The sequence below is a fragment of the Sinorhizobium sp. NG07B genome, from assembly GCF_002532005.1.
GTDB lineage: Bacteria > Pseudomonadota > Alphaproteobacteria > Rhizobiales > Rhizobiaceae > Sinorhizobium > Sinorhizobium fredii_C.
Window position 1 is genome coordinate 392,972 of the sequence record NZ_NWTD01000001.1, and the last position, 24,934, is coordinate 417,905.

Annotated in this window: 23 protein-coding genes and 1 pseudogene; 12 read left to right on the forward strand and 12 right to left on the reverse strand. The window is 64.8% G+C overall.

Going from position 1 to position 24,934, the window contains the following annotated elements; translation table 11 throughout:
- Positions 1 to 74: 74 nt before the first annotated feature.
- Positions 75 to 1,013, reverse strand: coding sequence for a class I SAM-dependent methyltransferase (locus tag CO664_RS01930; RefSeq protein WP_037420425.1), 939 nt, complete (start codon positions 1,011 to 1,013; stop codon positions 75 to 77).
- A gap of 145 nt (positions 1,014 to 1,158) precedes the next feature.
- Here CO664_RS01930 and CO664_RS01935 point away from each other — a divergent pair, with 145 nt between their 5' ends.
- The 3 genes and pseudogenes from CO664_RS01935 to CO664_RS01945 form a co-directional block, all read left to right on the forward strand.
- Positions 1,159 to 1,425, forward strand: coding sequence for a DUF6460 domain-containing protein (locus tag CO664_RS01935; RefSeq protein ID WP_037420422.1), 267 nt, complete (start codon positions 1,159 to 1,161; stop codon positions 1,423 to 1,425).
- Positions 1,426 to 1,427: 2 nt separating this feature from the next.
- Positions 1,428 to 1,931 (forward strand): CAP domain-containing protein, encoded by a 504-nt coding sequence (locus tag CO664_RS01940; protein WP_037420419.1) that lies wholly within the window; start codon positions 1,428 to 1,430, stop codon positions 1,929 to 1,931.
- 48 nt (positions 1,932 to 1,979) lie between these two features.
- Positions 1,980 to 3,344, forward strand: a pseudogene (locus CO664_RS01945) (MATE family efflux transporter); the annotation flags it as partial.
- Here CO664_RS01945 and CO664_RS01950 read toward each other — a convergent pair.
- Together CO664_RS01950 and CO664_RS01955 are read right to left on the reverse strand one after the other, a co-directional pair.
- Positions 3,323 to 4,411, reverse strand: a complete 1,089-nt coding sequence (locus tag CO664_RS01950; RefSeq protein ID WP_097537794.1) for a quinone-dependent dihydroorotate dehydrogenase — start codon at positions 4,409 to 4,411, stop codon at positions 3,323 to 3,325. The pseudogene CO664_RS01945 and the gene CO664_RS01950 overlap by 22 nt on opposite strands.
- The gene (locus CO664_RS01955) at positions 4,408 to 4,755 is read right to left on the reverse strand and encodes a DUF952 domain-containing protein (protein ID WP_037420410.1); all 348 of its coding nucleotides are present in this window, start codon (positions 4,753 to 4,755) and stop codon (positions 4,408 to 4,410) included. The genes CO664_RS01950 and CO664_RS01955 overlap by 4 nt, the downstream gene beginning before the upstream one ends.
- A 119-nt stretch (positions 4,756 to 4,874) precedes the next feature.
- On the opposite strand from CO664_RS01955, the gene CO664_RS01960 reads away from it, so the two are divergent.
- A complete protein-coding gene (locus tag CO664_RS01960; RefSeq protein ID WP_097537795.1) occupies positions 4,875 to 5,306 on the forward strand; it encodes a hypothetical protein in 432 nt (143 codons plus the stop codon).
- Positions 5,307 to 5,383: 77 nt separating this feature from the next.
- Entirely contained in the window at positions 5,384 to 6,031 is a 648-nt protein-coding gene (locus CO664_RS01965) for a response regulator transcription factor (RefSeq protein WP_097525617.1), read from the forward strand.
- Between the two features lie 209 nt (positions 6,032 to 6,240).
- On the opposite strand, the gene CO664_RS01970 is transcribed toward CO664_RS01965, so the two are convergent.
- Entirely contained in the window at positions 6,241 to 9,747 is a 3,507-nt protein-coding gene (locus CO664_RS01970; RefSeq protein ID WP_097537796.1) for a PAS domain-containing hybrid sensor histidine kinase/response regulator, read from the reverse strand.
- Between the two features lie 237 nt (positions 9,748 to 9,984).
- Here CO664_RS01970 and mscL point away from each other — a divergent pair, with 237 nt between their 5' ends.
- The 3 genes from mscL (at position 9,985) to galE (ending at position 12,898) form a co-directional block, all read left to right on the forward strand.
- On the forward strand, positions 9,985 to 10,413 hold the full coding sequence (gene mscL, locus CO664_RS01975; RefSeq protein WP_097537797.1) for a large conductance mechanosensitive channel protein MscL: 429 nt from the start codon (positions 9,985 to 9,987) through the stop codon (positions 10,411 to 10,413).
- Positions 10,414 to 10,519: 106 nt separating this feature from the next.
- Positions 10,520 to 11,686: a pyridoxal phosphate-dependent aminotransferase gene (locus CO664_RS01980; RefSeq protein ID WP_097525619.1), complete on the forward strand. Its 1,167-nt coding sequence runs from the start codon at positions 10,520 to 10,522 to the stop codon at positions 11,684 to 11,686.
- A gap of 177 nt (positions 11,687 to 11,863) precedes the next feature.
- Entirely contained in the window at positions 11,864 to 12,898 is a 1,035-nt protein-coding gene (gene galE, locus CO664_RS01985; protein ID WP_097537798.1) for a UDP-glucose 4-epimerase GalE, read from the forward strand.
- Between the two features lie 12 nt (positions 12,899 to 12,910).
- Here galE and CO664_RS01990 read toward each other — a convergent pair whose 3' ends face one another.
- The 8 genes from CO664_RS01990 to CO664_RS02025 all read right to left on the reverse strand — a co-directional run bounded on the left by CO664_RS01990 (position 12,911) and on the right by CO664_RS02025 (position 20,613).
- Complete coding sequence (locus CO664_RS01990) at positions 12,911 to 13,216, reverse strand: chorismate mutase family protein (protein WP_097537799.1); 306 nt, start codon at positions 13,214 to 13,216, stop codon at positions 12,911 to 12,913.
- A 348-nt stretch (positions 13,217 to 13,564) separates the two neighbouring features.
- The gene (gene cydB, locus CO664_RS01995; RefSeq protein WP_037425988.1) at positions 13,565 to 14,569 is read right to left on the reverse strand and encodes a cytochrome d ubiquinol oxidase subunit II; all 1,005 of its coding nucleotides are present in this window, start codon (positions 14,567 to 14,569) and stop codon (positions 13,565 to 13,567) included.
- Positions 14,559 to 15,974, reverse strand: a complete 1,416-nt coding sequence (locus CO664_RS02000; RefSeq protein WP_097537800.1) for a cytochrome ubiquinol oxidase subunit I — start codon at positions 15,972 to 15,974, stop codon at positions 14,559 to 14,561. The genes cydB and CO664_RS02000 overlap by 11 nt, the downstream gene beginning before the upstream one ends.
- Positions 15,975 to 16,241: 267 nt before the next feature.
- A complete protein-coding gene (locus CO664_RS02005) occupies positions 16,242 to 17,411 on the reverse strand; it encodes a M20 aminoacylase family protein (protein ID WP_097537801.1) in 1,170 nt (389 codons plus the stop codon).
- A 1-nt stretch (position 17,412) separates the two neighbouring features.
- Positions 17,413 to 18,237: an ABC transporter permease gene (locus CO664_RS02010; RefSeq protein WP_097537802.1), complete on the reverse strand. Its 825-nt coding sequence runs from the start codon at positions 18,235 to 18,237 to the stop codon at positions 17,413 to 17,415.
- Positions 18,234 to 18,959 (reverse strand): ABC transporter permease, encoded by a 726-nt coding sequence (locus tag CO664_RS02015; protein ID WP_097537803.1) that lies wholly within the window; start codon positions 18,957 to 18,959, stop codon positions 18,234 to 18,236. Before CO664_RS02015 ends, CO664_RS02010 begins: the two co-directional genes overlap by 4 nt.
- 61 nt (positions 18,960 to 19,020) lie before the next feature.
- Positions 19,021 to 19,803 carry a transporter substrate-binding domain-containing protein gene (locus CO664_RS02020; RefSeq protein ID WP_097537804.1) on the reverse strand — a complete coding sequence of 261 codons (783 nt, stop codon included), beginning with the start codon at positions 19,801 to 19,803 and terminating at the stop codon, positions 19,021 to 19,023.
- A gap of 36 nt (positions 19,804 to 19,839) precedes the next feature.
- Positions 19,840 to 20,613 carry an ABC transporter ATP-binding protein gene (locus CO664_RS02025; protein WP_097525676.1) on the reverse strand — a complete coding sequence of 258 codons (774 nt, stop codon included), beginning with the start codon at positions 20,611 to 20,613 and terminating at the stop codon, positions 19,840 to 19,842.
- Between the two features lie 266 nt (positions 20,614 to 20,879).
- Between CO664_RS02025 and CO664_RS02030 the strand changes: the two genes are divergently transcribed.
- The 4 genes from CO664_RS02030 (at position 20,880) to CO664_RS02045 (ending at position 24,877) form a co-directional block, all read left to right on the forward strand.
- Positions 20,880 to 21,494, forward strand: coding sequence for a TetR family transcriptional regulator C-terminal domain-containing protein (locus CO664_RS02030; protein WP_097525677.1), 615 nt, complete (start codon positions 20,880 to 20,882; stop codon positions 21,492 to 21,494).
- A gap of 18 nt (positions 21,495 to 21,512) precedes the next feature.
- Positions 21,513 to 22,703 carry a pyridoxal phosphate-dependent aminotransferase gene (locus CO664_RS02035; protein WP_037425957.1) on the forward strand — a complete coding sequence of 397 codons (1,191 nt, stop codon included), beginning with the start codon at positions 21,513 to 21,515 and terminating at the stop codon, positions 22,701 to 22,703.
- The gene (locus CO664_RS02040) at positions 22,700 to 24,313 is read left to right on the forward strand and encodes a 5-guanidino-2-oxopentanoate decarboxylase (protein WP_097537805.1); all 1,614 of its coding nucleotides are present in this window, start codon (positions 22,700 to 22,702) and stop codon (positions 24,311 to 24,313) included. The genes CO664_RS02035 and CO664_RS02040 overlap by 4 nt, the downstream gene beginning before the upstream one ends.
- A 156-nt stretch (positions 24,314 to 24,469) precedes the next feature.
- Entirely contained in the window at positions 24,470 to 24,877 is a 408-nt protein-coding gene (locus tag CO664_RS02045; protein WP_097537806.1) for a hypothetical protein, read from the forward strand.
- The last annotated feature ends 57 nt before the right edge of the window (positions 24,878 to 24,934 follow it).

Consider the following 24,934-nt stretch of genomic DNA (forward strand, 5'->3'; position numbering starts at 1 on the left):
GCTGCGGCGCACAGGAATAATCAAGAAAAATATGTAAGCATTGCTGACCTATTTTCGCAGGTCAGCGTTGCGGTTCATGCAGGCTTGCGGGCGAGAAACAGGATGCCGGCAATCGGCAGGCCGGCATCCATGCGAATGACCCTCCGTTCGACGGCAATCATCTCGAGCCGAAAGTCGGCACAGAGCGAAGCGACATAGGCTTCCGAGTGCGCGTAGCGCAGCGATGGCCGGAGCAGGAAGTCGCGCTCGTCTGCCGCGTCCTCGACGGAGAAAGCAAACAGCCCGTCCGGCTTCAGAAGCCGCTCCGCGATGGCGAAGGCGCTTTCGAGATTGCCGAGATACATCAGCACGTCGGCGGCGCTGACGAGATCCGCGCGCCCTTCCGCCAGTTCGCCGAAGAGGCCGCAACTGTCCGGCTGCAGCGACAGATCCGCCTGGCCCAGCCAGTCGTAGAGCGCCTTGCCTTCCGCCTTGGCCAGCATGTTGGCCGAGAGATCGAAGCCTTCGAGAAAGGCGGTGCGGCTGCGGATGCGCTCACCGAAGAGCCCCGTGCCGCAGCCGAGATCGGTGACATGACGAAATTTTTGCCCGCCGATCGCACGCTCGATCAGCGCCGCGAGCTTTTCTGGAACGCTGTAGCCGAGTTTCTCGACCAGCGCCTGATCGAACCGCTCGGCATAGTCGTCGAAGAGCCGCTCCACATAGGTGCTCGGCGGTTGCTCCGGCGTATCGGCCGCACCGAGCAGGGCCAGTTTCAGGCTGGCGCCGAAAATGTCCTCCGGGTTGAGGCGAAGCGCGTTGCGCAAGGCCGCGACCGCCGCCTCTTTTCGGCCCGATTTCTCCTCATAGTCCGCCAGCCGGAACCAACCGGCCGCCCAGTTCGGCACCAGTTCCAGCGCTTGGGCCATAAGCTCGGCCGCGCCCTGGTGGTCGCCGCTTTCGGCGAGCATCTTCGCATAGTCGGCGCGACGATCGGTGATCAGATCGCCGGAGGAAAGCTGGTTTGCGGCCATGAGGGTGACGGGTTTGTTTGCGACGGACGCTTCTGGCGCCGGACGCGGCAAAACACAAGCGGAATCTGAGGACCCCCGACTCGCGCGGCTTGCGAGGCCGGACCGAGCGGCTTATGTGGGATGGAAACAGGAGAATTTTTCGCTGATGTCGGACGGCGTAAACAGATTTCTCGGTGATTCACCGCTGCGCGTGCTGGTCAAGCTCGTCGTCGTGTCGATCCTCGTCGGCTTCGTCATGACCGTTTTCGACTGGCGCCCGATGGACCTTCTCGATGGTATCCGCGACTTCGTCGTCGACCTCTGGCTCACCGGCTTCGCGGCGCTGGGGCGCGTCGGCGACTACCTGCTGCTCGGCGCGGCCGTGGTCATTCCTGCCTTCATCATCCTCCGTCTCTTCAGCTATCGGCGCTAAGCATGCAGGACCAGTTCTTTCTTCCGCGCAGGCGGCTCATTCTGCGTGCCGGTGCCGTGATGTCGCTTGGGCTCCTCGCCGGATGCTCGGCCTCCGGCCTCCTTACGCCCGACGACGGCACCGGCAGCGACCAGACCGAGGCGACGCTCGGCTATGTCAATTCGCTACGCAAGGGCAGGGGGCTGACGACGCTCGCGCGCGATCCCGCCGCATCCGTCGCCGCCATGCACCAGGCCGCCCGCATGGCACGCGCCGGCAAGATGAAGCACAATATCGGCTGGCGCGACGATTTTGCCGATCGGATGAAGGGCGATGGCGTCACTCTTCCGGCCGCCGAGAACATCGCCATGGGCCAGAACAACGCCGAGCGCGCCTATGAAGCCTGGTTCAATTCGCCGAAGCACCTTCAAAATATGCTCGGCAGCTATCGCGGCTTGGGCGTGGCGGTGGCGCAAAATAGCGCTTCCGGAAACCGACCCTATTGGGCCATGGTGCTGTCCGGCTGAGTTGATTCCCCAAGATCGCCTTGCGGAGACGGCCGCGGGGTAGCGACGATGTCTGCCATGGAAAGCCTCGAGCGTGAAAGGCTTGCCCGCGAAGCGGGTCCGTTCGACGTCACCAACCGGCTGATTTTCTCGATCGCCCTGCCGATGACGCTCGGCTTCCTGACGACGCCGCTCCTCGGCCTCATCGACACCGGCGTCGTCGGCAGGCTCGGCCGGGCCGAGATGCTCGCCGGCCTCGCGGTCGGCGCCGTCCTGTTCGATCTGATCTTCACCACCTTCAATTTCCTGCGCGCCTCGACCACCGGCCTCGTAGCGCAGGCCTATGGCCGTGGCGACCGGCGCGAGCAGCAGGCGGTGTTCTGGCGCTCGCTGGTGATCGCGCTCTTCTGCGGCATCGCCATCGTCCTGTTGTCGCCGCTGCTGCTCGCACTTGGTCTGTGGCTGATGGCGCCCGGCCCGGAAGTGGCGGCGGTGACAAGCACCTATTTTCTCTATCGGATTCTTTCCGGTCCGGCGGCGCTTGCCAATTACGCCATCCTCGGATTCGTCCTTGGTCGCGGCGACGGCTCGATCGGCCTCTTGCTGCAGACCATCATCAACGGCACCAATATCGTGCTGTCGATTTTGCTGGGACTGGTCCTCGGCTGGGGCGTGTCAGGGGTTGCGATCGGGACTGTCGCGGGCGAACTGATCGGCGCGCTTGCGGGCTTTGCGATCGTCTACGGCCGTTTTGACAAGAGGGACGCGCCGGACTGGGCGACGATCTTTGCCGGCGACCGGCTCAAGGCGCTGTTCGGTCTCAATCGCGACATCATGATCCGTTCCTTCGTGCTGCTCGCCGCCTTCACGCTGATGACCCGGATCGGCACGTCCCTCGGCCCGGTGACGCTCGCGGCCAATGCGGTGCTGATGACCATTTTCCTGGTCGCCGGCTATTATCTCGACGGCCTCGCCAATGCGGCCGAGCAGCTGACTGGCCGCTCGATCGGCGCCGCCTACCGCCCGGCTTTCGATCGAGCGCTCAGAATGACAGCGTTTTGGTCGCTGGGCCTCGCCTTGATGACGACGGTGTTGTTCCTCGCCTTCGGCAACATTCTCGTCGATCTTTTGACGACGGCGCCGGATGTGCGCGCGCTCGCCTATGAATATATGCCCTGGGCGGCGATAACGGCGCTCACCGGCGCCATGGCCTTCCTGATGGACGGCGTCTTCATCGGCGCCACCTGGTCGCGCGACATGCGCAACATGATGCTGGCCGCCTTCCTCGTCTATGGGGCGGCGCTCGCCGTTCTCGTGCCGGTCTTCGGCAATCACGGCCTGTGGGCGGGGCTCAACCTGTTCCTGCTGCTGCGCGGCCTGTTCCTGGTGATGCTGCTGCCACGGCGGGCCGCTCAGACGTTCCGCCCGGCCCAGTGGTCGAGACGGCTGTCGCGGATCTCGCGGATCGAGGCAAGCTTCTCCCGATCGCAGAGCGTCGAGAGGCCGCGGACGATCCGGCCGGGAAGCGACGGCCCCTCATAGACCATGCAGGAATAGAGCTGTACCAGGTCTGCGCCGGCGCGGATCTTTTCCGCCGCCGTCTCCGCCGAACTGACGCCGCCGACGCCGATGATCGGCAGGTTCGGCCCGACGCGCTTGCGCATGCGGGCGAGCACCGCCGTCGACTTCTCGAAGAGCGGCTTGCCGGAAAGGCCGCCAGCCTCCTTGGCCTGCCGCTGGTCCCTGAGACCTTCGCGCGACAGCGTTGTGTTGGAGACGATCAAACCGTCGAGATCGTGCGCCAGCATCTCCGCCGCGATGTCGTCCATGCCCTCTTCGGTCAGATCAGGGGCGATCTTCAGGAACACCGGAACGCGTCGTCCGCTCTTCGCGGCCTCGTCGTCGCGGGCGGCGAGCACGGCCGAAAGCAGCGCCGCCAGGCTTTCGCGCGCCTGCAGGTCGCGCAGGCCGGGCGTGTTCGGCGAGGAGATGTTGGCGGTGAAATAGCGGGCGACGGCGTGGAAGGTGCGGATGCCGGCGACATAGTCGGCGATCCGGTCGGCGCTGTCCTTGTTGGCGCCGATATTGACGCCGATCAGCGCCTGGCGCGAGCAGCCCTGGAGGCGCGCCAGCGCCGCACCGTGGCCGTCATTGTTGAAGCCGAGCCGGTTGATCACCGCCTCGTCCTCGACGAGCCGGAAAATCCGCGGCTTATCATTGCCCTGCTGCGGCCGCGGCGTCACCGTGCCGATCTCGGTGAAGCCGAAGCCGAGCCTCAACAGCGCCTCCGGCACCTCGGCATTCTTGTCGTAGCCGGCGGCCATACCGACCGGATTCGGAAAGACGAGGCCAGCAATGGTCTGCTCGAGCCTGGCATCGGCGGGCGCGGCACAGCCCGGCACGACGCCGCTCTTCAGCGCCTTGATCGAGAGCCCGTGGGCGGTTTCGGGATCTAGGAGGAACAGGCCGCGGCGGGCCAGGCGTTCGAGAGCACCGGTCATGGCGCAAGCTCGGGGAAAATATGCGTGCCGTCGGCGCCGAGCGGCAGCGGTTTTTCCCACAGCACGGCGTCGAGCCTCAGCGCCGCATAGAGATGCGGAAACAGCGCGCCACCGCGCGACGGCTCGTAGACGAGCTTGTCGCCGAGCGCTTCTGCGTCGACGGCGACGATGAGAAGGTCCGTCTGGCCCTCGAAATGCCGTGCCGCAGTCTCGGCGACCTGCTCGCCCGTCGAGAAGTGAATGAAGCCGTCGGCGAGATCGACGGGCGCGCCCGCGAATTGTCCGGCCCGCCTGGCTTCCTGCCATAGAAGCGCCGGAACGATCTTGTATATGGTAGCGTTCATCTTTGTCCGCCCGTCGTCATGATTCCGAGCCATGGCCTTGCCGCAAATAACGGCGCGTGTCCACCGCGGTTCACCTGATCGAACGCGGATTTCCGTCAGTCTCCAAGGGAGAGGATGTCATGAGGAAGGTAATCGCGGTGCTCGTCTTCGGCCTGGGGCTTGGGTGCGCCCTTCCGGCCGCAGCGCAGGCACCCACGCCGGGGCGCTACAGCATGCAGAAATCTGAGACGGGATTCGCCCGGCTCGACACGGAGACCGGCGAGGTCACGCTCTGCCAGGAAAAGAACGGTGAGCTCGTCTGCCGCATGGCCGCCGACGAGCGTGCCGCCTTCGAGCGGGAACTCGACCTTCTGACGAAACGGATCGAAGCCTTGGAAAAGGCCGTGCAGAGTGGGGCGGCAGCCGCGAAACCCGATCTTCCGACCGACGAAGAGATTGACCGGACCATGAGCATCATGGAAAGAATGATGCGCAAGTTCATGGATATCGTGAAGGAACTCGAGGGTCGCGATCCCGCAGGCGAAGGTGGATCGGTCCCCGACAAGACCTGAACGTCGTGAACAAGCACCGAGTGGCACGCGGAGGACGAAGCCGATCGGTTCCGGGGCTCTTGGGAGGGAGCGTCATCATGCCCGACATGACCATCATCATTGCTGACGACCATCCGCTGTTCCGCGGCGCGATGCGCCAGGCGCTGAGCGGCATGGCCGGCGCGCCCGCCGTCGTCGAGGCCGGTGATTTCGCCGCTGCCCGCAAGGCTGCGGCGGACAATCCCGATGCCGACCTGATGCTTCTGGATCTCACCATGCCGGGCGTCAGCGGCCTGTCCGGCCTGATTGCGCTACGCGCCGAATTCCCGAGCCTGCCGGTGATGATCGTCTCGGCCCATGACGATCCGGCGACCATTCACCGCGCCATCGATCTCGGCGCGGCGGGCTTCCTCTCGAAATCCGCCGGGATCGAGGAGATCCGCGACGGAATCGGCAAGGTCATGGCCGGCGAAATCTTCGTCCCGGTCGGCTACGACCGGAACCAGGAATACGAGCCGGAGATGGCCGACCTCCTGCATCGCCTGCAGACCTTGACGCCGCAGCAATCGCGTGTCCTGTCCATGCTCGCCGAGGGCCTGCTCAACAAACAGATCGCCTACGAGCTCGGTGTCTCCGAGGCGACCATCAAGGCGCATGTCTCGGCGATTCTGCTGAAGCTCAATGTCGACAGCCGCACCCAAGCGGTGATTCAGCTTTCCAAGCTAGGCAGCGTCGCGGCGGCTTAGCGATCCCGCTTGCGGCGTTTGGCCCCTCGTCCCGCTGCTGCGACCTTCTCCCCGCAGGCGGGGAGAAGGGGCATGCCGCCACGTCTCGCTTCTTTCGCCGGCGGATTCGGGGAACCGGGAGCGAGCCGCGCGTCCCTTCGCCCCGCGTACGGGGAGAAGGTGCCGGCAGGCGGATGAGGGGCAAGAATTGTAACCAAGTGAAACGATTGCTATTCCGCCGCCGCCCGTGCCGCTGCGGCAAGCTGCGTCAGCCAGGCGCGCAAGGCGGCCGGGCGCACCGGCTTGTGTTGTAGAGAGACGCCGTCGCGCTCGGCGGCACCGCGGACCTCCGGGGTGCGGTCGGCGGTTACCATCAGCGCCGGAATGCTCTCTCTCCAGCGCGCCCGGATGGAGGCGATCGCGTCGATGCCGGTGCCGTCCCCGAGGTGGTAGTCGGCGACGATCGCATCGGGCCGCAGCGGCAGCTGTTCCGGGCCGATCTTGTCGCAGGCGGCGACCGATTCCGCCGTCGTGACGGTGCAGCCCCAGCCGCCCAGCAGCAGCGCCATGCCCTCGAGGATCTTCGGTTCATTGTCGATGCAGACTACAGTCAGCCCGCTCAGCGCGTCGCTCGACTTCGGCGCGGCGACCGGCTGCGGCCTTGTCCGTTCGGCGGCGCTGGTATCGAGCGGCACGGCAACCTTGAAACCGGTGCCCTTTCCCGGCTCCGACTGCAGGCTGACCGGATGGTTCAGCACACGCGAGATGCGGTCGACGATCGAAAGTCCGAGGCCAAGCCCGGCGGCGGTGCGCGCCCCTTCGTCGAGGCGCGCGAATTCCTTGAACACGGTGCGGAACTTTGACGCCGGAATGCCGATGCCGGAATCGAGCACTTCGATCGTCGCCGTCTGCCTATGCCGGCGCACGCCGACGAGAACCTTGCCCTCAAGCGTGTATTTGATCGCATTGGAAACGAGATTTTGGACGACGCGTCTCAAGAGGTTCGGGTCGCTGCGCACGACAAGCGAGGTTGGCATGACCGTGAACTCTATGTCCTTCGCCCGCGCCATCGGCGCGAAATCCGTCTCGATCCGCCGTAAGAGATCATCGAGCGGCACGGCCTGTAGCCGCGGCTTCATCGCGCCGGTGTCGAGCCGCGAGATATCGAGCACGGCACCGAGTATCGCCTCCACCGATTCGAGCGAGGAGTCGATGTTCTGGACCAGCGCCCTGTTGTCGGAATCTCCGAGCCGCTCGACGAGCGATGAGGAGTAGAGGCGCGCCGCGTTCAGGGGCTGCAGGATGTCGTGGCCGGCGGCCGCGAAGAAGCGGGTCTTGCCGATATTGGCGTCTTCGGCGGCGGCGCGCGCCTCGCCAAGTTCTTTGTTGACCCGCGTCAACTCGCTCGTCCGCTCGGCGACGCGCAGTTCCAGCGTTTCGTTCGCCTGCTTCAGCGCCATGTCGGCGGCGACCCGCGGGGTGATGTCGGTATAGGTGGTGACGATGCCCTTGTCGGGCATGGCGTTGGTCCGCACCTCGACGATACGGGCGCCGTTGCCGAGTTCCAGCAGGAACGGCTTGTCGAGCGTCAGGAAATTGGCGACCAGCGTCTTCTCATAGTCTTTGCGGATGTCGCCGCGGCGCGCCAGGATCGCCACGATGTCGGCAAGCGGGAAGCCGACCTGGCCGGCCGCCTCGGGCAGATCGAGCAGTTCCCGGAAACGGCGGTTCCAGATGATCAGGTTGCTGGCATTGTCGAAGACGGCGATGCCCTGGTCCATCTGCGAGAGCGCCGTCTGCAGCATGTCCTGGTTATGCTGCAGCGCCTCGCTCGCCTGGTCGAGCAGCCAAGCGGTGTCCGAAGAGGTGTCGTCCATTCGCTGCAGCACCAGCGAAAACACCAGCCGGGCCGAGGAGGAACCGATGGCGCTGCCAAGCAATTGCTCGGAAAAATGGACGAGGGCCATGTCGGCGGAGGCGTTTTCGTCGAGCCAGCGGCCGGATTGCTGCTCATAAGTGTGGAACGAGCGCTGCATGCGCTCCTCGCCCATGTAGCGGGCGATCGTAGTCTTTAGGTCGCGTACCGTCACCTTCGTCTTGCGGCCGCGGAAGGCCCGTTCCGTGCGCGATCGGCGGGTGATGAAGACGCCGGCCTGGAAGCGCTCGAGCGGCTTCGGCGCCCGGGTCAGCGAGCCGAGCACATAGGCGCTGACGTTGACTAGCATGCTGAGGGCCGACGCATTGACGAGCGGGTCGGACTGCGGCCCCGAAAAAACATCCGTAAACGGTAGGAGGAAGCTCAGGATCGTCGAGGCCACGTGAGAATTGTCGGGCCCGCCGAGGCTCGGCAGAAACAGCACATAGGCCCAGACGAGGAAGCCGCTGACCATTCCGGCAATCGCGCCGCGGGCGTTTGCCTGCCGCCAGACGAGGCCGCCGATGAGCGCCGGCGCCATCTGCGAGATGGCGGCGAAGGAGAGCAGCCCCAGCGAGGCGAGGCCGGAGCTCATGTCTGCCGAGCGATAGTAGCCGTAGCCGAGCAGCAGCACGACAAAGATCGCGGTGCGGCGGATGTTGAGCAGCGTCCCGGCCACGCTCTCCTGCAGGGTGCCGCGGGTGCCGAGCCTCTGGCGCAGGAAGACCGGCATGACGATGTCGTTGGAGATCATGATCGACAGTGCCACCGAGGCGACGATGACCATGGCCGTGGCGGCGGAAAAGCCGCCGATGAAGGTGAGGAGCGTGATCAACGGCACGTCGCTGGCGAGCGGCAGGGCCAAGAGATAGAGGTCGGCGTCGCCGGAGCCGGAGAAGGTCAGGATGCCGGCAATGGCGATCGGCAGGACGAAGAGGTTGATGGCGATCAGATAGAGCGGAAACAGCACCCCGGCGGTACGCAGCTCGTTATCGGTGCGGTTTTCGACGACGGTGACGTGGAACTGCCGCGGCAGCATGATGATGCCGAAGGCGGAGAGCACGATCAGCAGGATCCAGCGGGCGGCGGGCGTCTGGTATTCGAGGGCGGAAAGGACGGCGGGACTTTGTCGGGCCGCCTCCAACAGATTCGCCGGCCCGTCGAACAGGACGAAGACGATGTAGAAGCCTGCCGTCAGCATGGCGACGAGCTTGACGACCGATTCCATCGCGATCGCCAGGATCAGCCCGTCCTGATGCTCGGTGGCATCCGTGTGGCGGGTGCCGAAGACGATCGCGAAGCAGGCGAGGAAGAGGGTGACGAGCAGCGGCAGGTCGATGAAATTTTCGCCCGCGCCGATGCCGTAGTCGCTGGTGTCGATCATCGCGGCGACCGAGCTCGAGACCGCCTTGAGCTGAAGGGCAATATAGGGAATGGCGCCGACCAGCGAGATCAGTGCGACGATCGCCGCCACCGCCGGGTTCTTGCCGTAGCGCGCCGCTACGAAATCGGCGACCGAGGTCAGTTTCTCGGTCTTGGCGAGCCGCACGATCCTGCGGATCAGCGGCATGCCGAGCGTGAACATCAGGATCGGCCCGATATAGATGCCGGTGAACTCGAGCCCATGCTCCGCGGCGAGCCCGACGCCGCCGAAATAGGTCCAGGAGGTGCAGTAGATCGCCAGGCTCAGCGCATAGACCAGCGGCCTGCCCTTGCTGGCAATCCTGCTTCTGCTGGCCCGCCGGTCGCCGTAGCTTGCGACCGCGAAGAGCAGTAGCAGATAGGCGAAGGCCGAGGCGAAAATGACCGAACCCGAAAGCATGCCTCACTCCTCGACGGGCAGCATAGGGCAAGTCCATCCCATTGAGAATTGGCTGCTTTATGCGTCTTAAGTCCAAGACGCGACGGGGCAGCCGTCGCGCGCCACGGGCCGCTGCCCGCCTTTGATCGCGAACGGCGGTTCCATCGCTCCGAGCTTTGGTCTAGTTTCCTACCAGCGGTTGCCGCGCGGGACAGGCGCGGCCGAGCGTTCAAGGACGGGGATATTACGGAGAGACGCATGCTGAACGAATTCAAAGAGTTTATCGCCCGCGGCAATGTGATGGACCTGGCGGTCGGCGTGATCATCGGCGCTGCCTTCACCAAGATCGTCACCTCGGTCGTCGACGATCTCGTCATGCCGGTGGTCGGCGCGATTACCGGCGGCGGTTTCGATTTTTCGAATTATTTTCTGCCGCTTTCCGCCAATGTCACCGCCCCGACGCTGGCCGCAGCCCGCCAGCAGGGCGCGGTCTTTGCTTATGGCAGCTTCATCACGGTGTTCATCAACTTCCTGATCCTTGCCTGGATCATCTTCCTGCTGGTCAAGGCGGTGAACCGCATCCGCGCCTCGGTGGAACGAGAGAAGGCACCGGAGCCGGCCGCGCCGCCGCCTGAGGATGTGCGGCTGCTGTCGGAAATACGGGATATCTTGAAGCAGCGGGCCTGACGGCAGCGAAATCATCACAGAAATCGATAAGTTCGTCAGAGAAAATCGTGTGATCACGGGTGCGAAAACGTCTAGAAGCGGCGGGCAATTCAGGAGGCCGCCGCTGATGACGACCATGACCAGCCTTAGTCCCCGCGCTCTTGCGGCGCCCGAAAGCGGCATCGTCGAAGTGGTGAACTATGCCCGTGGTCGCGATGGCCTGATCCCGCTCTGGGTCGGTGAGGGCGATCTTCCGACGCCGGACTTCATCAGCCGGGCAGCGGCCGACGCGCTGGTGGCCGGCCAGACCTTCTATACGTGGCAGCGCGGCATCCCGCCGTTGCGCGAGGCGTTGGTGCGCTATTATCAGCGCCGCTTCCAAAAGACGCTCGCGCCGGAGAATTTCTACGTCACCGGATCCGGCATGCAGGCGATCAAGCTTGCGATCGAGGCAATCGCTTCGCCCGGCGACGAGATGGTTCTCCTGACCCCGGCCTGGCCGAATTTCGCCGCCGCCGCGGACCTCTCCGGCGTCCGGCCGGTCTCGGTGCCGCTGCGCTTCGAGAACGGCAAATGGCAGCTCGACCTCGACCGCCTTGCGGCGGCGATCGGCGATAAGACGCGGGCGCTGTTCATCAACACGCCGTCCAATCCGACCGGATGGACGGCGTCGCCCGACGATCTCAAGGCCATCTTGGCGCTGGCGCGCAGGCATGGCATCTGGATCATCGCCGATGAGATCTACGCGCTCTACTACTATCTCGGCCGACGCGCGCCGTCCTTCCTCGACATCATGGAGGACGACGACCGCATCCTCTTCGTCAACTCCTTCTCCAAGAACTGGGCGATGACTGGCTGGCGCGTCGGCTGGATCGTGGCGCCGCCGGCCATGGGCCAAGTGCTTGAGAACCTGATCCAGTATTCGACCTCCGGGGTCGCCCAATTCATGCAGCGCGGCGCCGTCGTCGCCCTGGACGAAGGCGACGCTTTCGTCGACGACAACGTCACCAAGGCCCGACGCAATCGCGACCTGCTCTGCGACACGCTGATTGCCACCAATCGCGTCGAGACCCTGAAGCCCGACGGGGCGCTTTACGCCTTCCTGAAGATCGACGGCGTCACGGATTCGCGCCGGGCGGCGATCGACATCGTCGACAAGACCGGGGTCGGACTGGCTCCGGGAACGGCTTTCAGCGAGGGCGGGTCGCTGTTCATGCGCGCCTGCTTCCTGCGTGACCCGGCCCAGATCGCAGAGGCCGCGGACCGTCTGCGCACCTATATCCTCGATCGCTGATCCAAGATTCGTCCGTTGCGGGCCGATCGATAAAATCCGAATGATTGCCGTGGCGGGTGCTTAACCACCGCCGCAGGAATAGCCGGTGAAGAGCGGCGCCGGCGCCGCGATTTACCAATTCCGTAAGCATCGCCCGTCTTTCCTGTTCCCGGGTTCAATCGGGGGTGGAAGGCAGCCATGGCCATATTGGTGACAGGCGGAGCGGGCTATATCGGCAGCCATATGGTTTGGTCGCTGCTCGACGCGGGAGAGACCGTCGTCGTGCTCGACAGCCTGACGACCGGCTTCCGCTGGGCGGTGGCGCCGGAGGCGCGCTTCTATTTCGGTGACGTGGGCGACCGGGCGGCGCTGGCGCGGATCTTCGCCGAGAACGAGATCGACGCGGTCGTCCATTTTGCCGGCTCGGCCGTTGTACCGGAATCGGTTGCCAAACCGCTCGCCTATTACGAGAACAACACGGCGAAAACGCGCACCCTGATTGCCGCGACGATAGAGGCCGGCGTGCGCCGCTTCGTCTTCTCATCGACGGCTGCCGTCTACGGCACCCAGGAGACGCCGGATCCGGTCAAGGAAACGGCGGCCCTGCGTCCGGAAAGCCCCTATGGCCGTTCCAAGCTGATGTCGGAAATCATGCTCGAGGACGCGGCGGCGGCGCATGATTTCAGTTATGTGGCGCTTCGCTATTTCAATGTGGCCGGCGCCGATCCGCTGGGGCGTGCGGGGCAGTCGACCTTCGGCGCCACGCATCTCATCAAGGTCGCCTGCGAAGCCGCGCTCGGCAGGCGCCGCAAGGTCGATGTTTTCGGCACCGACTATCCGACGGCGGACGGCACCGGCATTCGCGATTACATCCATGTCAGCGACCTGGTTGCCGCCCATCGGAAAGCGCTTGAATATCTAAGCGGTGGGGGCGGTCCGCTGGTCAGCAATTGCGGCTATGGCGAAGGCTTTTCCGTGCTGCAGGTCCTCGACACGGTGCGGCAGGTTTCCGGCCGCGACTTCCGCATCGATTACGGGCCGCGTCGCCCGGGCGACGCGGCCCAGGTCGTCGCCGATCCGACCGTCGCGCGATTGAAGCTCGATTGGGTGCCGACCCATGCGAGCCTCGAACATATCGTTCAGAGTGCCTTCGATTGGGAAGGCTATCTCAGTCGCAAGAACAGTTTCGACGATGGTCGCGGCGACGACGGACGCCTTGTCGCCAACGGCTGAAGGGCCGGAGCCTTACTCCTCGTCTTCGCCGAGGAGCTTGCGCTCATGCGCGATCGCATGGTCGATGAGCTGTGTCCACAAGCGCTCATAGAAGTCCGGGTCGAGCCCGAATTCGATCGCGTGCCTGCGGGCATTCTCCCGGACCTCTGCGACGCGCGCCGGAATGTCTGCCTTGAGATACAGCGGGCGCTTGATCTCGGCAGCCCGGTCGATATAGCCCCAGCGTTCGGCAAAGAGCGCCATCAACGCGCGGTCGAGCCGATCGATCTGAGCGCGCACATCCGCCATCGTCGTGCATTCTGCGGGGGTCTTTGGCATGTCCGGCTCCTGCCGGGGCGGATCGCGCCCCGTTCCATCGCGCCGAACTGCTAGCAAAGCGGACGCCGGCTGAGAAGGGGAAAAACCGCCGCAGCGCCCGTGGCGAGTTGCCTAGCCCGCTGCTTGGTCACCTCGGCAGGCGATCGCTGGGGAGTAGGGTGCGGTCCTGTCTCCGTCGGCGATTGCCTGCCGATGTGTAGGAAGACGGTAGGTCCGCAAGCTTGAGCGGGGCTTTCCCTAATTAGCTGCCGAGCGCGAGCTTAATCGCGAGCCCGACTACGCTCACCGCCGCGACGCCGGCGAACCAGAGCCAGACGAACCAGAGGAGCCGGCGGCCGAGCGCGCCCATCAGTGATAGCCCTCTTCCGGATCGACCTTGCCGCGGAACACCCAGTAGGCATAGGCGGTATAGGCAAGAATGATCGGCACCAGCACGAGCGCGCCGACGAGCAGGAAAGCGAGGCTGTCGTTCGGTGCCGCGGCGTCCCAGATGGTGAGCGACGGCGGCACCATATAGGGATAGAAGCTGATGCCGATGCCGATATAGCCGAGCAGGAAGAGGCCGAGGGCGGCGATGAAGGGCTGGCGGTCGTGGCGCTGCTGGATGCCCTTGAGCAGCAGGTAAAGGCAGCCGAGAACGAGCAGCGGCACGATGACACTGAAGATCGCCGTCGGCCAGCCGAACCAGCGCTGCAGATAGACCGGCTCGAGAAATGGCGTCCAGAGGCTGACGATGCCCATGGCCGCCACGGTGGCGAAGGCGCATTTCAGCGCGATGGCGCGAGCACGCTCGGCGAGATCGCCGCGCGTCTTCATGATCAGCCAGGTCGCGCCGAGCAGCGCGTAGCCGATGACGATCGCCGCGCCGGTGACGATCGAGAACGGCGTCAGCCAGTCCCACCAACCGCCGGCATAGGCCCGGTCTTCGACCGGAATCCCCTGGATGAGCGCGCCGAGCGCCAGCCCCTGGGAAAAGGCTGCGAGCGTCGAGCCGCCGGCAAAGGCCCAGTTCCACAAAAACTCGCCGCGTCGCGTGCGCCAGCGATATTCGAAGGCGACGCCGCGGAAGATGAGGCCGAGAAGCATGCCGATGATCGGCGCATAAAGCGCTGGCATGACCGTGGCATAGGCGAGCGGGAAGACGGCCATCAGGCCGCCCCCGCCGAGCACGAGCCATGTCTCGTTACCGTCCCATACCGGTGCCACGGAATTCATCATTACGTCGCGATCGTGCTTCTCCGGGAAGAACGGAAAGAGAATGCCGACGCCGAGATCGAAGCCGTCGAGCACCACATAGGCGAGCACCGCGAAGGCGATAAGCGCGGCCCAGATGAACGGCAGGTCAATGGCCATGCGGGCCTCCATTGGGTCTCGCCGCTGCCGGGCCAGGGGTGACGCCGGCCGTGCGCAGCGGCCCCTCGTCGAGTTCCGGCATGGTATCGCGCGGCAGGCGCGCCATCAGCCGCAGGATGTAGAAGGTGCCGGCGCCGAAGACGAGGAAGTAGACGATGATGAAGGCGACGAGCGACGCGCCGACGGCCGGAGCCTCGATCGGTGACACAGAATTGGCCGTCAGCAGGTGGCCATAGACAGTATAGGGCTGCCGCCCGACCTCGGAAGTGATCCAGCCGGCAAGCACCGCGACAAATCCCGCCGGACCCATTGCCACCGCCATGCGGTGCAGCCAGGCATCGGTGGCGAGTGTGCCACGGTACCGACACCAGAGCGACCAGAGGCCGATCCCGAGCATGGCCAGGCCCATGCCGACCATCACGCGGAACGACCAGAAGACGATGCCGACGGGAGGGTGGAGTTCTTCGGGAATCGAGTCGAGGCCGGCGAGCGGTGCATCGAGATCGTGCTTCAGAATGAGGCTCCCGAGTCTTGGCACTTCGATTGCGTAGTCGATGCGCTTCTCCGCTGAATTGGGGATGCCGAAGAGCACCAGCGGGGCACCGTCGGGATGGCTGTGATAGTGACCCTCCATCGCCATGATCTTGGTCGGCTGATGCTCGAGCGTATTGAGGCCGTGCAGGTCGCCGGCGAGAATCTGGATAGGCGCGACGATCGCTGCCATCCACATCGCCATCGAGAACATCGTCCGGGCACGCCGAGGCGCAGTGTGGCGCAACAGATGCCAAGCGCCGCAGGCGCCGACGACGAACGCCGTCGTCAGATAGGCGGCGAGCACCATATGCACGAGCCGGTAGGGGAAGGACGGATTGAAGATGATTGCCCACCAGTCGACCGGAATGAACTGTCCGGCTTCGTTCATTGCAAAGCCCGCCGGGGTCTGCATCCAGGAGTTCGCGGACAAGATCCAGGTGGCCGAGATCAGCGTGCCGAGCGCGACCATGGCGGTTGCGAAAAAATGCAGTCTCGGACCGACCCGGTTGAGGCCGAACAGCATGATGCCCAGGAAGCCTGCCTCGAGGAAGAAGGCCGTCAGGACCTCGTACCCCATCAGCGGTCCGATGATCGGGCCCGCCTTGTCCGAGAACACGCTCCAGTTGGTGCCGAACTGATAGGACATGACGATGCCCGAGACGACGCCCATGCCGAAGGCGACGGCGAAAATCGTCTTCCAGAAGTTGAAGAGCTCGAGATAGACCTCGTCCTTCTTCCAAAGCCACAGCGCCTCGAGAACCGCGAGATAGCTCGCGAGTCCTATGGAAAAGGCGGGAAAGATGATGTGAAACGAGACCGTGAAGGCGAACTGAATGCGCGCAAGCACTGTCGCATCGAAGGCTTCAAACACGGGGCGCGATCCTTTCAGCCCGGGCGGTGAGGGCGGAGGCGCAGGAGCCCTTGCATCCCGCACGATCATTCATTCGCTCATCGAGCGGCGGCTCGACTTCATCGTGTGATTGAATTTGATGCAGAATTGCCAAAGGTCAATAACGGGCAGCCCGCCACGTTGTCACACTGCGGCAATGTTTCGCCTGTGGCATTTTGGACCATCTTTTTCGTGCATGTCGTTGTTCCAAAACCCCATGCACACTTTTGGGCGACATGCGCTGGAGGACTACGGTCGCGCCAGATAGGCCTCGGCGAGCTCTGTCCAGAAGGCCGCGCCGATCGGCAGCAGGTCGTCGTTGAAATTGTAGCCCGGGTGGTGGAGCGACTTTTCCTCGCCGGTCATCCGAGACCCGAGGAAGAAATAGGTCCCCGGCCTCTCCTTGAGCATATAGGCGAAGTCCTCGCTGCCCATATAGGGGCGGGCGAGATCGAAGACCTTGTCTGCCCCGGCGAAGCGGATCGCGAGGTCGCGGACGAAATCCGTCTCCGCCTTGTGGTTGATCGTCGCATCGTAGCTTCGCTGGTAGTCGACGGTCGCTTGCATGCCGAAGCTTGCCGCCTGTGCTTCGGCGATCATCCGGATTCGGCGCTCCAGTTCGTCGCGAACGGATGGATCGAAGGAGCGGATGCCGACGACGATCTCCGCCCGTTCCGGAATGATGTTGCTCGCCGAACCCGCGTGGAAGGCGCCGACGGTGACGACGGTCGGGTCCATCGGATGGATGTTGCGCGACACGATGGTCTGCAGAGCCATGACGATGCTGGCGCCGCAGACGATCGGGTCGGCCGTCTCCTGCGGTTCGGCACCATGACCGCCGCGGCCGTGAACGGTGATGCGTGCCTCGTCGACGGCGGCCCCGATCGGACCCTCGCGCAATGCAAACTGCCCGAAGGGGAGATTCGGCGCGTTGTGAAGCGCGAAAACGGCGTCGCATGGGAACTTCTCGAACAGACCCTCGTCGATCATGATCTTCGCACCGCCGAAATTCTCTTCGGCCGGCTGGAAGATGAGGTGGACGGTGCCGTTGAAATTTTTTCGTTCGGCAAGCGCCCGGGCGGCGCCGAGCAGCATCGCCGTGTGGCCGTCGTGGCCGCAGGCATGCATCAGTCCCGGCGTCTTGCTGGCATAGTCGAGGCTGGTTTCCTCATGGATCGGCAAGGCGTCGATATCGGCGCGGATGCCGATCGAACGGGGGCCGCTGCCATTCCTGAGCGTGCCGACGACGCCGGTTTTCGCCAGTCCCGTCGCCACCTCGTAGCCGAGCGCTTCGAGATGGCCGGCGATGAAGGCCGACGTGCGGCGTTCTTCCAGCCCGAGTTCCGGATGGGCGTGCAGGTCCCGGCGAATGGTGACGAGTTCCGGCAAGGCATTGCTGATCGCAGCGGCAATTTTCATCTCAGGCACCACGGGTGGGAATGCGGTTTTCGAAATAGCGGAAGGCGACGACCAGAATGCCGGTCAGACACATGTAGATGAGCGCCAGCAAGAGCAGCGGCTCGTAGGTGAGATAGGTTTCCTGCCGCACCTTGGAGATCACCGCATAGACGTCGACCACGGTGATGGTGGCGACGAGCGGCGTCGATTTGAGTTGCAGCACGGTCTCGCCGTTGAGCGTCGGCAGCGCCCGGTGGACGGCCCGCGGCAGCCAGATGCGCCGGAACTTCGTCCAGCGTCCCATGCCGTAGGCGCGAGCCGCCTCCAATTCTCCGCGCGGCACGCCGGCAAAGGCGCCGCGCATCACTTCGCCCTCGTAAGCCGCGAAGGAAAGCGTGAGCGCCGCCACCCCATACGGCCATGCCTCGCGCAAATAGGGCCAGAGGAAGGAATGACGGATCGCCGGGAACTGCGGAAAGAGAGAGCCGAGGCCGTAGTAGAGCAGCCAGAGCTGCAAGAGCAGCGGCGTTCCGCGAATGACGGTACACAACAGGCGGGCGGGGGCCTTGAGGAACCAGGGGCCCGTCACCTGGACGAGGCCGAGGGGAACGGCGAGCAGGAAGCCGAGGAGTGCGGTGCTGAACAGCATGACCAGGCTGACGAGGATGCCGGAGCCGAGTCTTGGCAAGTAGCGCGGCAGCCAATCCCAACGCATGAAGACGGCGACTGCGACGACGAGGCCGGCGAAGAGGAGCATCAGGACGATGCGATGCGGTTTGAGAAAGTTCTCCGGCTTGGGAAGATCCTCGGGGGCGAGCGCGAGCGCGTGGGTGGTTTCGTCGGTCATCGCTGCTCCGCGAAGCCGCGCCTGGCATGGCGCTCGATGATGCCGATGAAAAGGTTGGAGATAAGCGTCAGGGCGAGATAGAGCGCGCCGGCGGCGCAGAAGAACAGGAAATAGGCCTTGGTCGTGCCGGCCGCCTGGCGGGTGACGAGTGTCAGTTCGCTGAAGCCGACGACGGCAAGCAGCGCCGTGTCCTTGGTGGCGATCAGCCAGAGATTGGCAAGGCCGGGTATGGCATAGGGCAGCATCGCGGGGAGCGTAATGCGCCTGAGAACCTTCATCGGTGACATGCCGTAGGCGCGCGCCGCCTCGATCTGCCCGGCGGGCACCGCCTTGATAGCGCCGCGCAGCACCTCTGTCGAATAGGCGCCCTGGACGAAGCCGATGACGAAGATGCCGGCTGCCAAGCCGCTGATATCGACGGTGCCGATCCCCATGGCGCCGAGGACCTGGTTCAGGAGGTCGGTGCCGGCATAGTAGAGAAGCAGGATGAGGACGAGCTCGGGCACCGCCCGCACGATGGTCGTATAGCACTCGAGCAGGTCGCGCAACACCGGCCCGCCATAGAGCTTGCCGAAGGCGCCGCCGACGCCGAGCAGCAGGCCGAGCGCATAGCCGCCGACGGCGATCTCGATCGAATGCAGGAAGCCCTGCAGCAGAACGCCGCCCCAGCCGGGCGCCGCGAGCGCCAGCAGGCTCCAGTTGATGAAGGGTTCCGCGGCCATCGCCACCCAGCTCCTCGAAGATCAAGGGCCGGCAGCGCTGAAGCTGCCGGCCGGCTACGGCCTAGCCGCCGTAGATGTCGAAGTCGAAATACTTCTTCGAGAAGGCGTCGTAGGTGCCGTTGGCCCGGATCGCCTTGATCGCCGCGTTGATCTTGTCCTTGAGTTCGGTCTCGCCCTTGCGCAGCCCGACGCCGACGCCCGGTCCGAGCACGTCGATGTCCTGGGCGACTTCGCCCTTGTAATCGCAGCATTCCTTGCCCTGATCGCTCTTCAGGAAGGCGTCGAGAGCGATCGCATCGGCCTGCACCGCATCGAGGCGCCCGGCGGCGAGGTCCTGGTTGGCCTCGTCCTGCGTCTGGTACTCCTTGACCGCCACGCCGGCCGGGGCAAAATGCTTGGTCGCATAAGCCTGGTGCACCGTCGCCACCTGCACGCCGAGCGTCTTGCCGGCGAGCCCTTCCGGCGTCGGCTTGAAGTCCTCGCCCTTGGCGCCGATGATGCCTGTCGGCGTGTTGTAGTATTTGTCGGAGAAGTCGATCGTTTTCAGGCGTTCCGCGGTGATCGACATCGACCCGACGATCAGGTCGATCTTCTTCGACGTCAGCGCCGGGATGATGCCGTCCCAGGCGACGGGGGTGATCACGCAATCAAGCTTCGCCTCGGCGCACATCGCCTTCATGAACTCGATCTCCCAGCCTTCCCAGTTGCCGTTCGCGTCCGGCGAGGTGAAGGGCGGGTAGGGTTCGGCTGCAATGCCGACCTTGACCTGTTCGGCCGAAGCGGCAACGGCGCCGGCGATCGACAGGGCGGCGGCGACCGCCAGGAGCTTCAATGTCTTCTTCATGCTGTTCCCTTTTTTGGTTGTTGAGCATTGCTGAATTCAATGAATCGAACTGATGAACTTCTTCAGCCTTTCGGATTTCGGCGCGCCGAAGATCGCCTCGGGCGGCCCCTGTTCCTCGATGATACCGTTGTGCAGGAAGACGATATGGTTGGCGACGTCGCGGGCGAACTTCATCTCGTGTGTGACGAGGATCATCGTCCGCTTCTCGCGCGCAAGATCGCCGATCACGGAGAGGACTTCGCCGACGAGCTCCGGGTCGAGCGCCGAAGTCGGTTCGTCGAACAGCATGACCAGCGGCTGGATCGCCAAGGCGCGGGCGATCGCGGCGCGCTGCTGCTGGCCGCCGGAGAGAAAGGCCGGGTAGGCGTCGCGCTTCTCGTATAGTCCGACGCGGTTGAGCAACCTCTCCGCCGTCTCCACTGCCTCGGCTTTGGATTTGCCGAGCACGTGGACCGGAGCTTCGATGACGTTTTCGAGGATCGTCATGTGCTGCCAGAGATTGAAGCTCTGGAAGACCATGCCGAGCTGGGTGCGGATGCGCTGCACCTGCTTGCGGTCGGCGGGAACCAATCCGCCTTTGCCGTCCGGTTTCAGGCGGATTTCTTCGCCATGGACGGAGACCCGTCCGGCCGAGGGCAATTCCAGCATATTGATGCAGCGCAGAAAGGTTGATTTCCCGGAGCCGCTGCCGCCGATAATGGCGATCACGTCGCCTTGCCGGGCGTCGAGCGACACACCCTTCAGCACTTCCAATGGCCCGAAACGCTTGTGGAGGTCGGTGACCTCTATTGCCTGGGCCGCATCCGTCATCGACAGACGTCTCCGGTCCATCGCAGAGCTTCTCGTGAAGGCATGAAAACAGTTCCCCTGGTCGACTTTTCGTGCAGCATCTTGGGCTTGTCACGCTGTTTCATGAGAGGCATCGTTGCACTTGTGCCGCTATTATTCAAGTGTATAATAACGTCGCCGCTGAATTTTTGGCGCCTCATCTAAGAACGACACCCCCGCAGGAGCCGCGCAATGAGCCTAACCGTCTGGCAGACACCGACGATCGGGCAGAGCGGATGGGAGCGGCCATGAGCCGCCGCAGCTTTCACCGCGCTCCGGAAGGCGAGCGCCGCCAGGAACTGATCGAGGCGACGCTCGACTGCATAGCGGAATTCGGGCTCAAGGGCGCGACGGTCCGGCAGATCGCGGTCCGCGCCGGCGTGACCGCAGGTCTCGTCCGCCATTACTTCGACTCGAAGGATCAGATGGTGGCGGAGGCCTATCGCGCCGTCATTGCCTCGCTCACCGAAAAGGCGAAAAATGTCGAGGGCGACCCGACGACGCGGCTCAAGGACTTCATTGCCATCAACCTCACCGAACCGGTCGCCGACAGCCGCAGCGTCTCGCTCTGGGCCGCCTTCATCAGCCAGGTGCGCGTTGATCCGGTGCTCGCCGAAATCCATCGCGAGGGCTATCTCGCCTTTCGCAACGCGCTCCAGGCTCTGTTGAGCGATTTCCTCGCGGCGAAAGGCAGGCCGGCGGGCCCGGAGGAATGCCGCCGCTACGCGATCGCGGTCAACGGCCTCGTCGACGGGCTGTGGGTGGAAGGCTGTCTTGCCGGCGATCTATTCCGCGACGGCGAGCTGGTCGGCATCGCCATGGCCTCGGTCGAGGCGCTGCTCGGCCTGCCGGTAGAACAATAACAGACGGGAGAAATCACCATGCGTTACGCGTCGATCACCTCGCGCCTGGCGGATCTTGGCTCCGGCAAATGGTCGCTGCACATCCGGGCGCGGCAGCTGAAGGCGAGCGGCGCTGATCTCATCGAGCTCACCATTGGCGAGCCCGACCTGCCGCCCGACCGTGCCCTGCTCGACGAGTGCCAGCGCGCCATGAATGCCGGGCGCTACCGCTATTCGAACGGCCGCGGCGAGCCCGCCATCGTCGCCGCGCTTGCAGAAAAATACCGTCGCCGCCGTGCCGATGTGACGGCGGCGAACATTCTCTGTTTTCCCGGCACGCAGACGGCGCTTTTCGCCGTCATGCTGGGCTTGGCCGAAGCCGGCGACGGCGTGCTCGTCGGCGATCCGCTCTACGCCACCTACGAAGGCGTCATCCGCGCGACCGGCGCTCATCCGGTCCTGGTGCCGCTGAAACCGGAACACGGCTTTCACATGCGGGCGGAAGATCTGGAACGGGCCGTCACGCCCGACTGCCGCGTCCTGCTTCTGAACACGCCGCACAACCCGACCGGTGCCGTTCTGACCGAAGCGGAAATCGCAGTGATCGGCGAGGTGGCGCGCCGCCACGATCTCTGGATCGTCTGCGACGAGGTCTATGAGGAACTGGTTTTCGATGCCGTCTTCGCATCGCCCTTCGACAATCCGGATCTGGCCGACCGCACCGTGGTCGTCTCGTCCATTTCGAAGTCGCATGCCGCTCCCGGCTTCCGCAGCGGCTGGGCCGTCGGGCCGGGGGAATTCACGGAACGCCTGCTGCCGGTTTCGGAAACGATGCTTTTCGGCCAGCAGCCCTTCATTGCCGACATGACCGCCTATGCGTTGACCCACGAGATCGACACGGCGCGCCAGATGCGCGAGGCTTACAGGCGGCGCGCCGGCCGGATAGCGCTGGCTCTCGCCCGGACGCCGGGCGTCTCGGTTCTGCCGCCGGAGGCCGGAATGTTCGCGCTGATCGACGTCGCCGGAACGGGTCTCTCGGGCGAAGCCTTCGCCTGGGCGCTGCTCGAGGAGGAAAGCGTGGCAGTGATGCCGGGCTCCTCCTTCGGTGAGCAGGCGCAGGATTTCGTCCGGGTGAGCCTGACCGTACCGGATGCGGGGCTCGACGAGGCGTGCCGGCGCATCGCCGCTCTTGCCGAACGCTGCACGGATCGAAGGGAGCGCCGCGCATGAGTGCCGAAATGAAAACCGTCGGCGAGGTGCTCGTCGATCTGCTCGAGGCGAATGGCGTCGAGGTCGTGTTCGGCATTCCCGGCGTTCACACGGTCGAACTCTATCGCGGCCTTTCGGCGTCGAAGATCCGCCATGTGACGCCGCGCCACGAGCAGGGTGCCGGCTTCATGGCCGACGGCTATGCACGCGTTAGCGGCAAGCCGGGCGTGGCGCTGGTCATCACCGGGCCGGGGCTTACCAACACGATCACGGCGATGGCGCAGGCGCGGCAGGATTCGATCCCGATGCTCGTCATTTCCGGCGTCAACCGGCGCGACTCGCTGGGGCATGGCCGCGGCCTGCTGCACGAATTGCCGGACCAGCAAGGCATGATGAAGACCCTGGCGCTCTATTCGCACACGCTCATCAATCCGGCTGACCTGCCGCTTGTCGTCGACCGTGCCTTTGCGGTGCTGCTTTCCGGCCGGCCCGGGCCGGTGCATATCGAGATCCCGACCGATGTGATGGCCGAGCGGATCGAAAGCCGGGAGACAAAGCCGGCGGCGGCGACCCGCCCGCGCTCCGACAGCGAAACCCTGCAGAGGGCGGCGATCCTCTGTGCCGAAGCCGCGCGCCCCGTCATCCTCTGCGGCGGCGGCGCACTGACGGCGGAGGCGGAAGTGCGTGCGCTTGCTGAGCAGATCGGCGCGCCGGTGGTCACGACTGTGAACGCCCGCGGCATGCTGGCCGGCCATCCGCTGCGCGTGCCGGCAAGCCCGAGCCTCAAGTCCGTGCGCGCCTTGCTGCGCGAAGCCGACCTCGTGCTGGCGCTCGGCACCGAAATGGGCCAGACCGACTACGACCTCTATGCGGATGGCGGCTTTCCGGCGCTTCAGAACCTGATCCGCACCGATATCGACGCCGCGCAGCTGGCGCGGGGGCCGCAGGCGGCGCTGTCGATCCTTTCCGGCGCAAGGGCGGCAACGGCGGGTATTCTGGGCTTTCTACCCGGCCACACCGCCGCCAGGGATGGCGCGTCGCGGGCCGATGCGGCGCGCAAGGCGGCCCTGAAAGAACTGACGCCGAAGATGCGGGCCGAGGTCGGTATCATCGAGCTGATCTACAAGGCCCTTCCGGACGGCACGATCGTCGGCGATTCGACCCAAGCAGTCTATGCCGGCAACCTCTATTGCGACGCGCCGCGGCAGCGCGCCTGGTTCAATTCGGCGACCGGCTATGGCTCGCTCGGCTATGCCCCGCCGGCGGCAATCGGCGCGGCGGTTGCCGACCGCGCGAAGCCGGTCGTCTGCCTTGTCGGCGATGGAGGCTTCCAGTTCTCCTTGGCCGAGATCGGCTCGGCGGTCGATGCCGGAGCGAGAGTGATCTTCCTTGTCTGGAACAATGACGGCTATCAGGAGATCGAGTCCCACATGGTCGAGGCCGGAGTCACCCCACAAGGCGTGAAGCCGTCGGCGCCGGATTTCCTGCTGACCGCCAAGGCCTATGGCGTCCCGGCCGAGCGGCTGACGGATATCCAGGATTTGCCGCGCGCGCTGGCGGCGGCCGCTTCGCGGCCGGGTCCGTCGCTGATAGAGATCCATCAGGAGAAAACCGCCGGCGCTGGCGGCTGACCGGTGTCAGGCGAGCGCAGATTTGACTTTTGCGGCACGGGATGGTGTTAAGGGCGCCTGCTCGAATCCGGCCATGTTCTTCGACTAGCTTTGTGGGATCGGGCTGAATTTATCTCGCGGGCGCCAAGGTGCCGAGAGAAAGGGATCGCGTCCTCGATGGACCGCTTGGGTGGTGGCAGCAGCAACATGCAGGCCGGCCGGCTTCTTGCCGTGCTGTGGCTGTTCTGCGCTTCCTTTGCCATGCAGGTCATCGCCGTCGGGCAGGGCGTTTCCGGTCGTCTGGGCGCGCAGAGCGGCAGCGTGTCCGCGCCAGACAGCGGATCGTCCGATCGCCCCGCCGCCCGCCAGGTCTCCCGCGCCGTCGCCTTGCCGGAATTGCGCATCGTCGGCGAGCGGTCCGACGGCAAGCTAGCGCTCGGCGGCGATCCGGCCGCGGTCCTTGCGGCCGAAGCGGCGATCCTGCCGATCTATGAAGACATTCGGCTCCTCGTTTTCCCGCGCAAGGAAGGGGCGCCTGGCGCCTGGCATGAGAGCGAGCGCATCCGCGGACCGCCCTCGGCCTAGAATTGCGATTGAGAATTCGGCGGAGGTCCACTCCGGCTCGATGAAACCCAGCCCGAT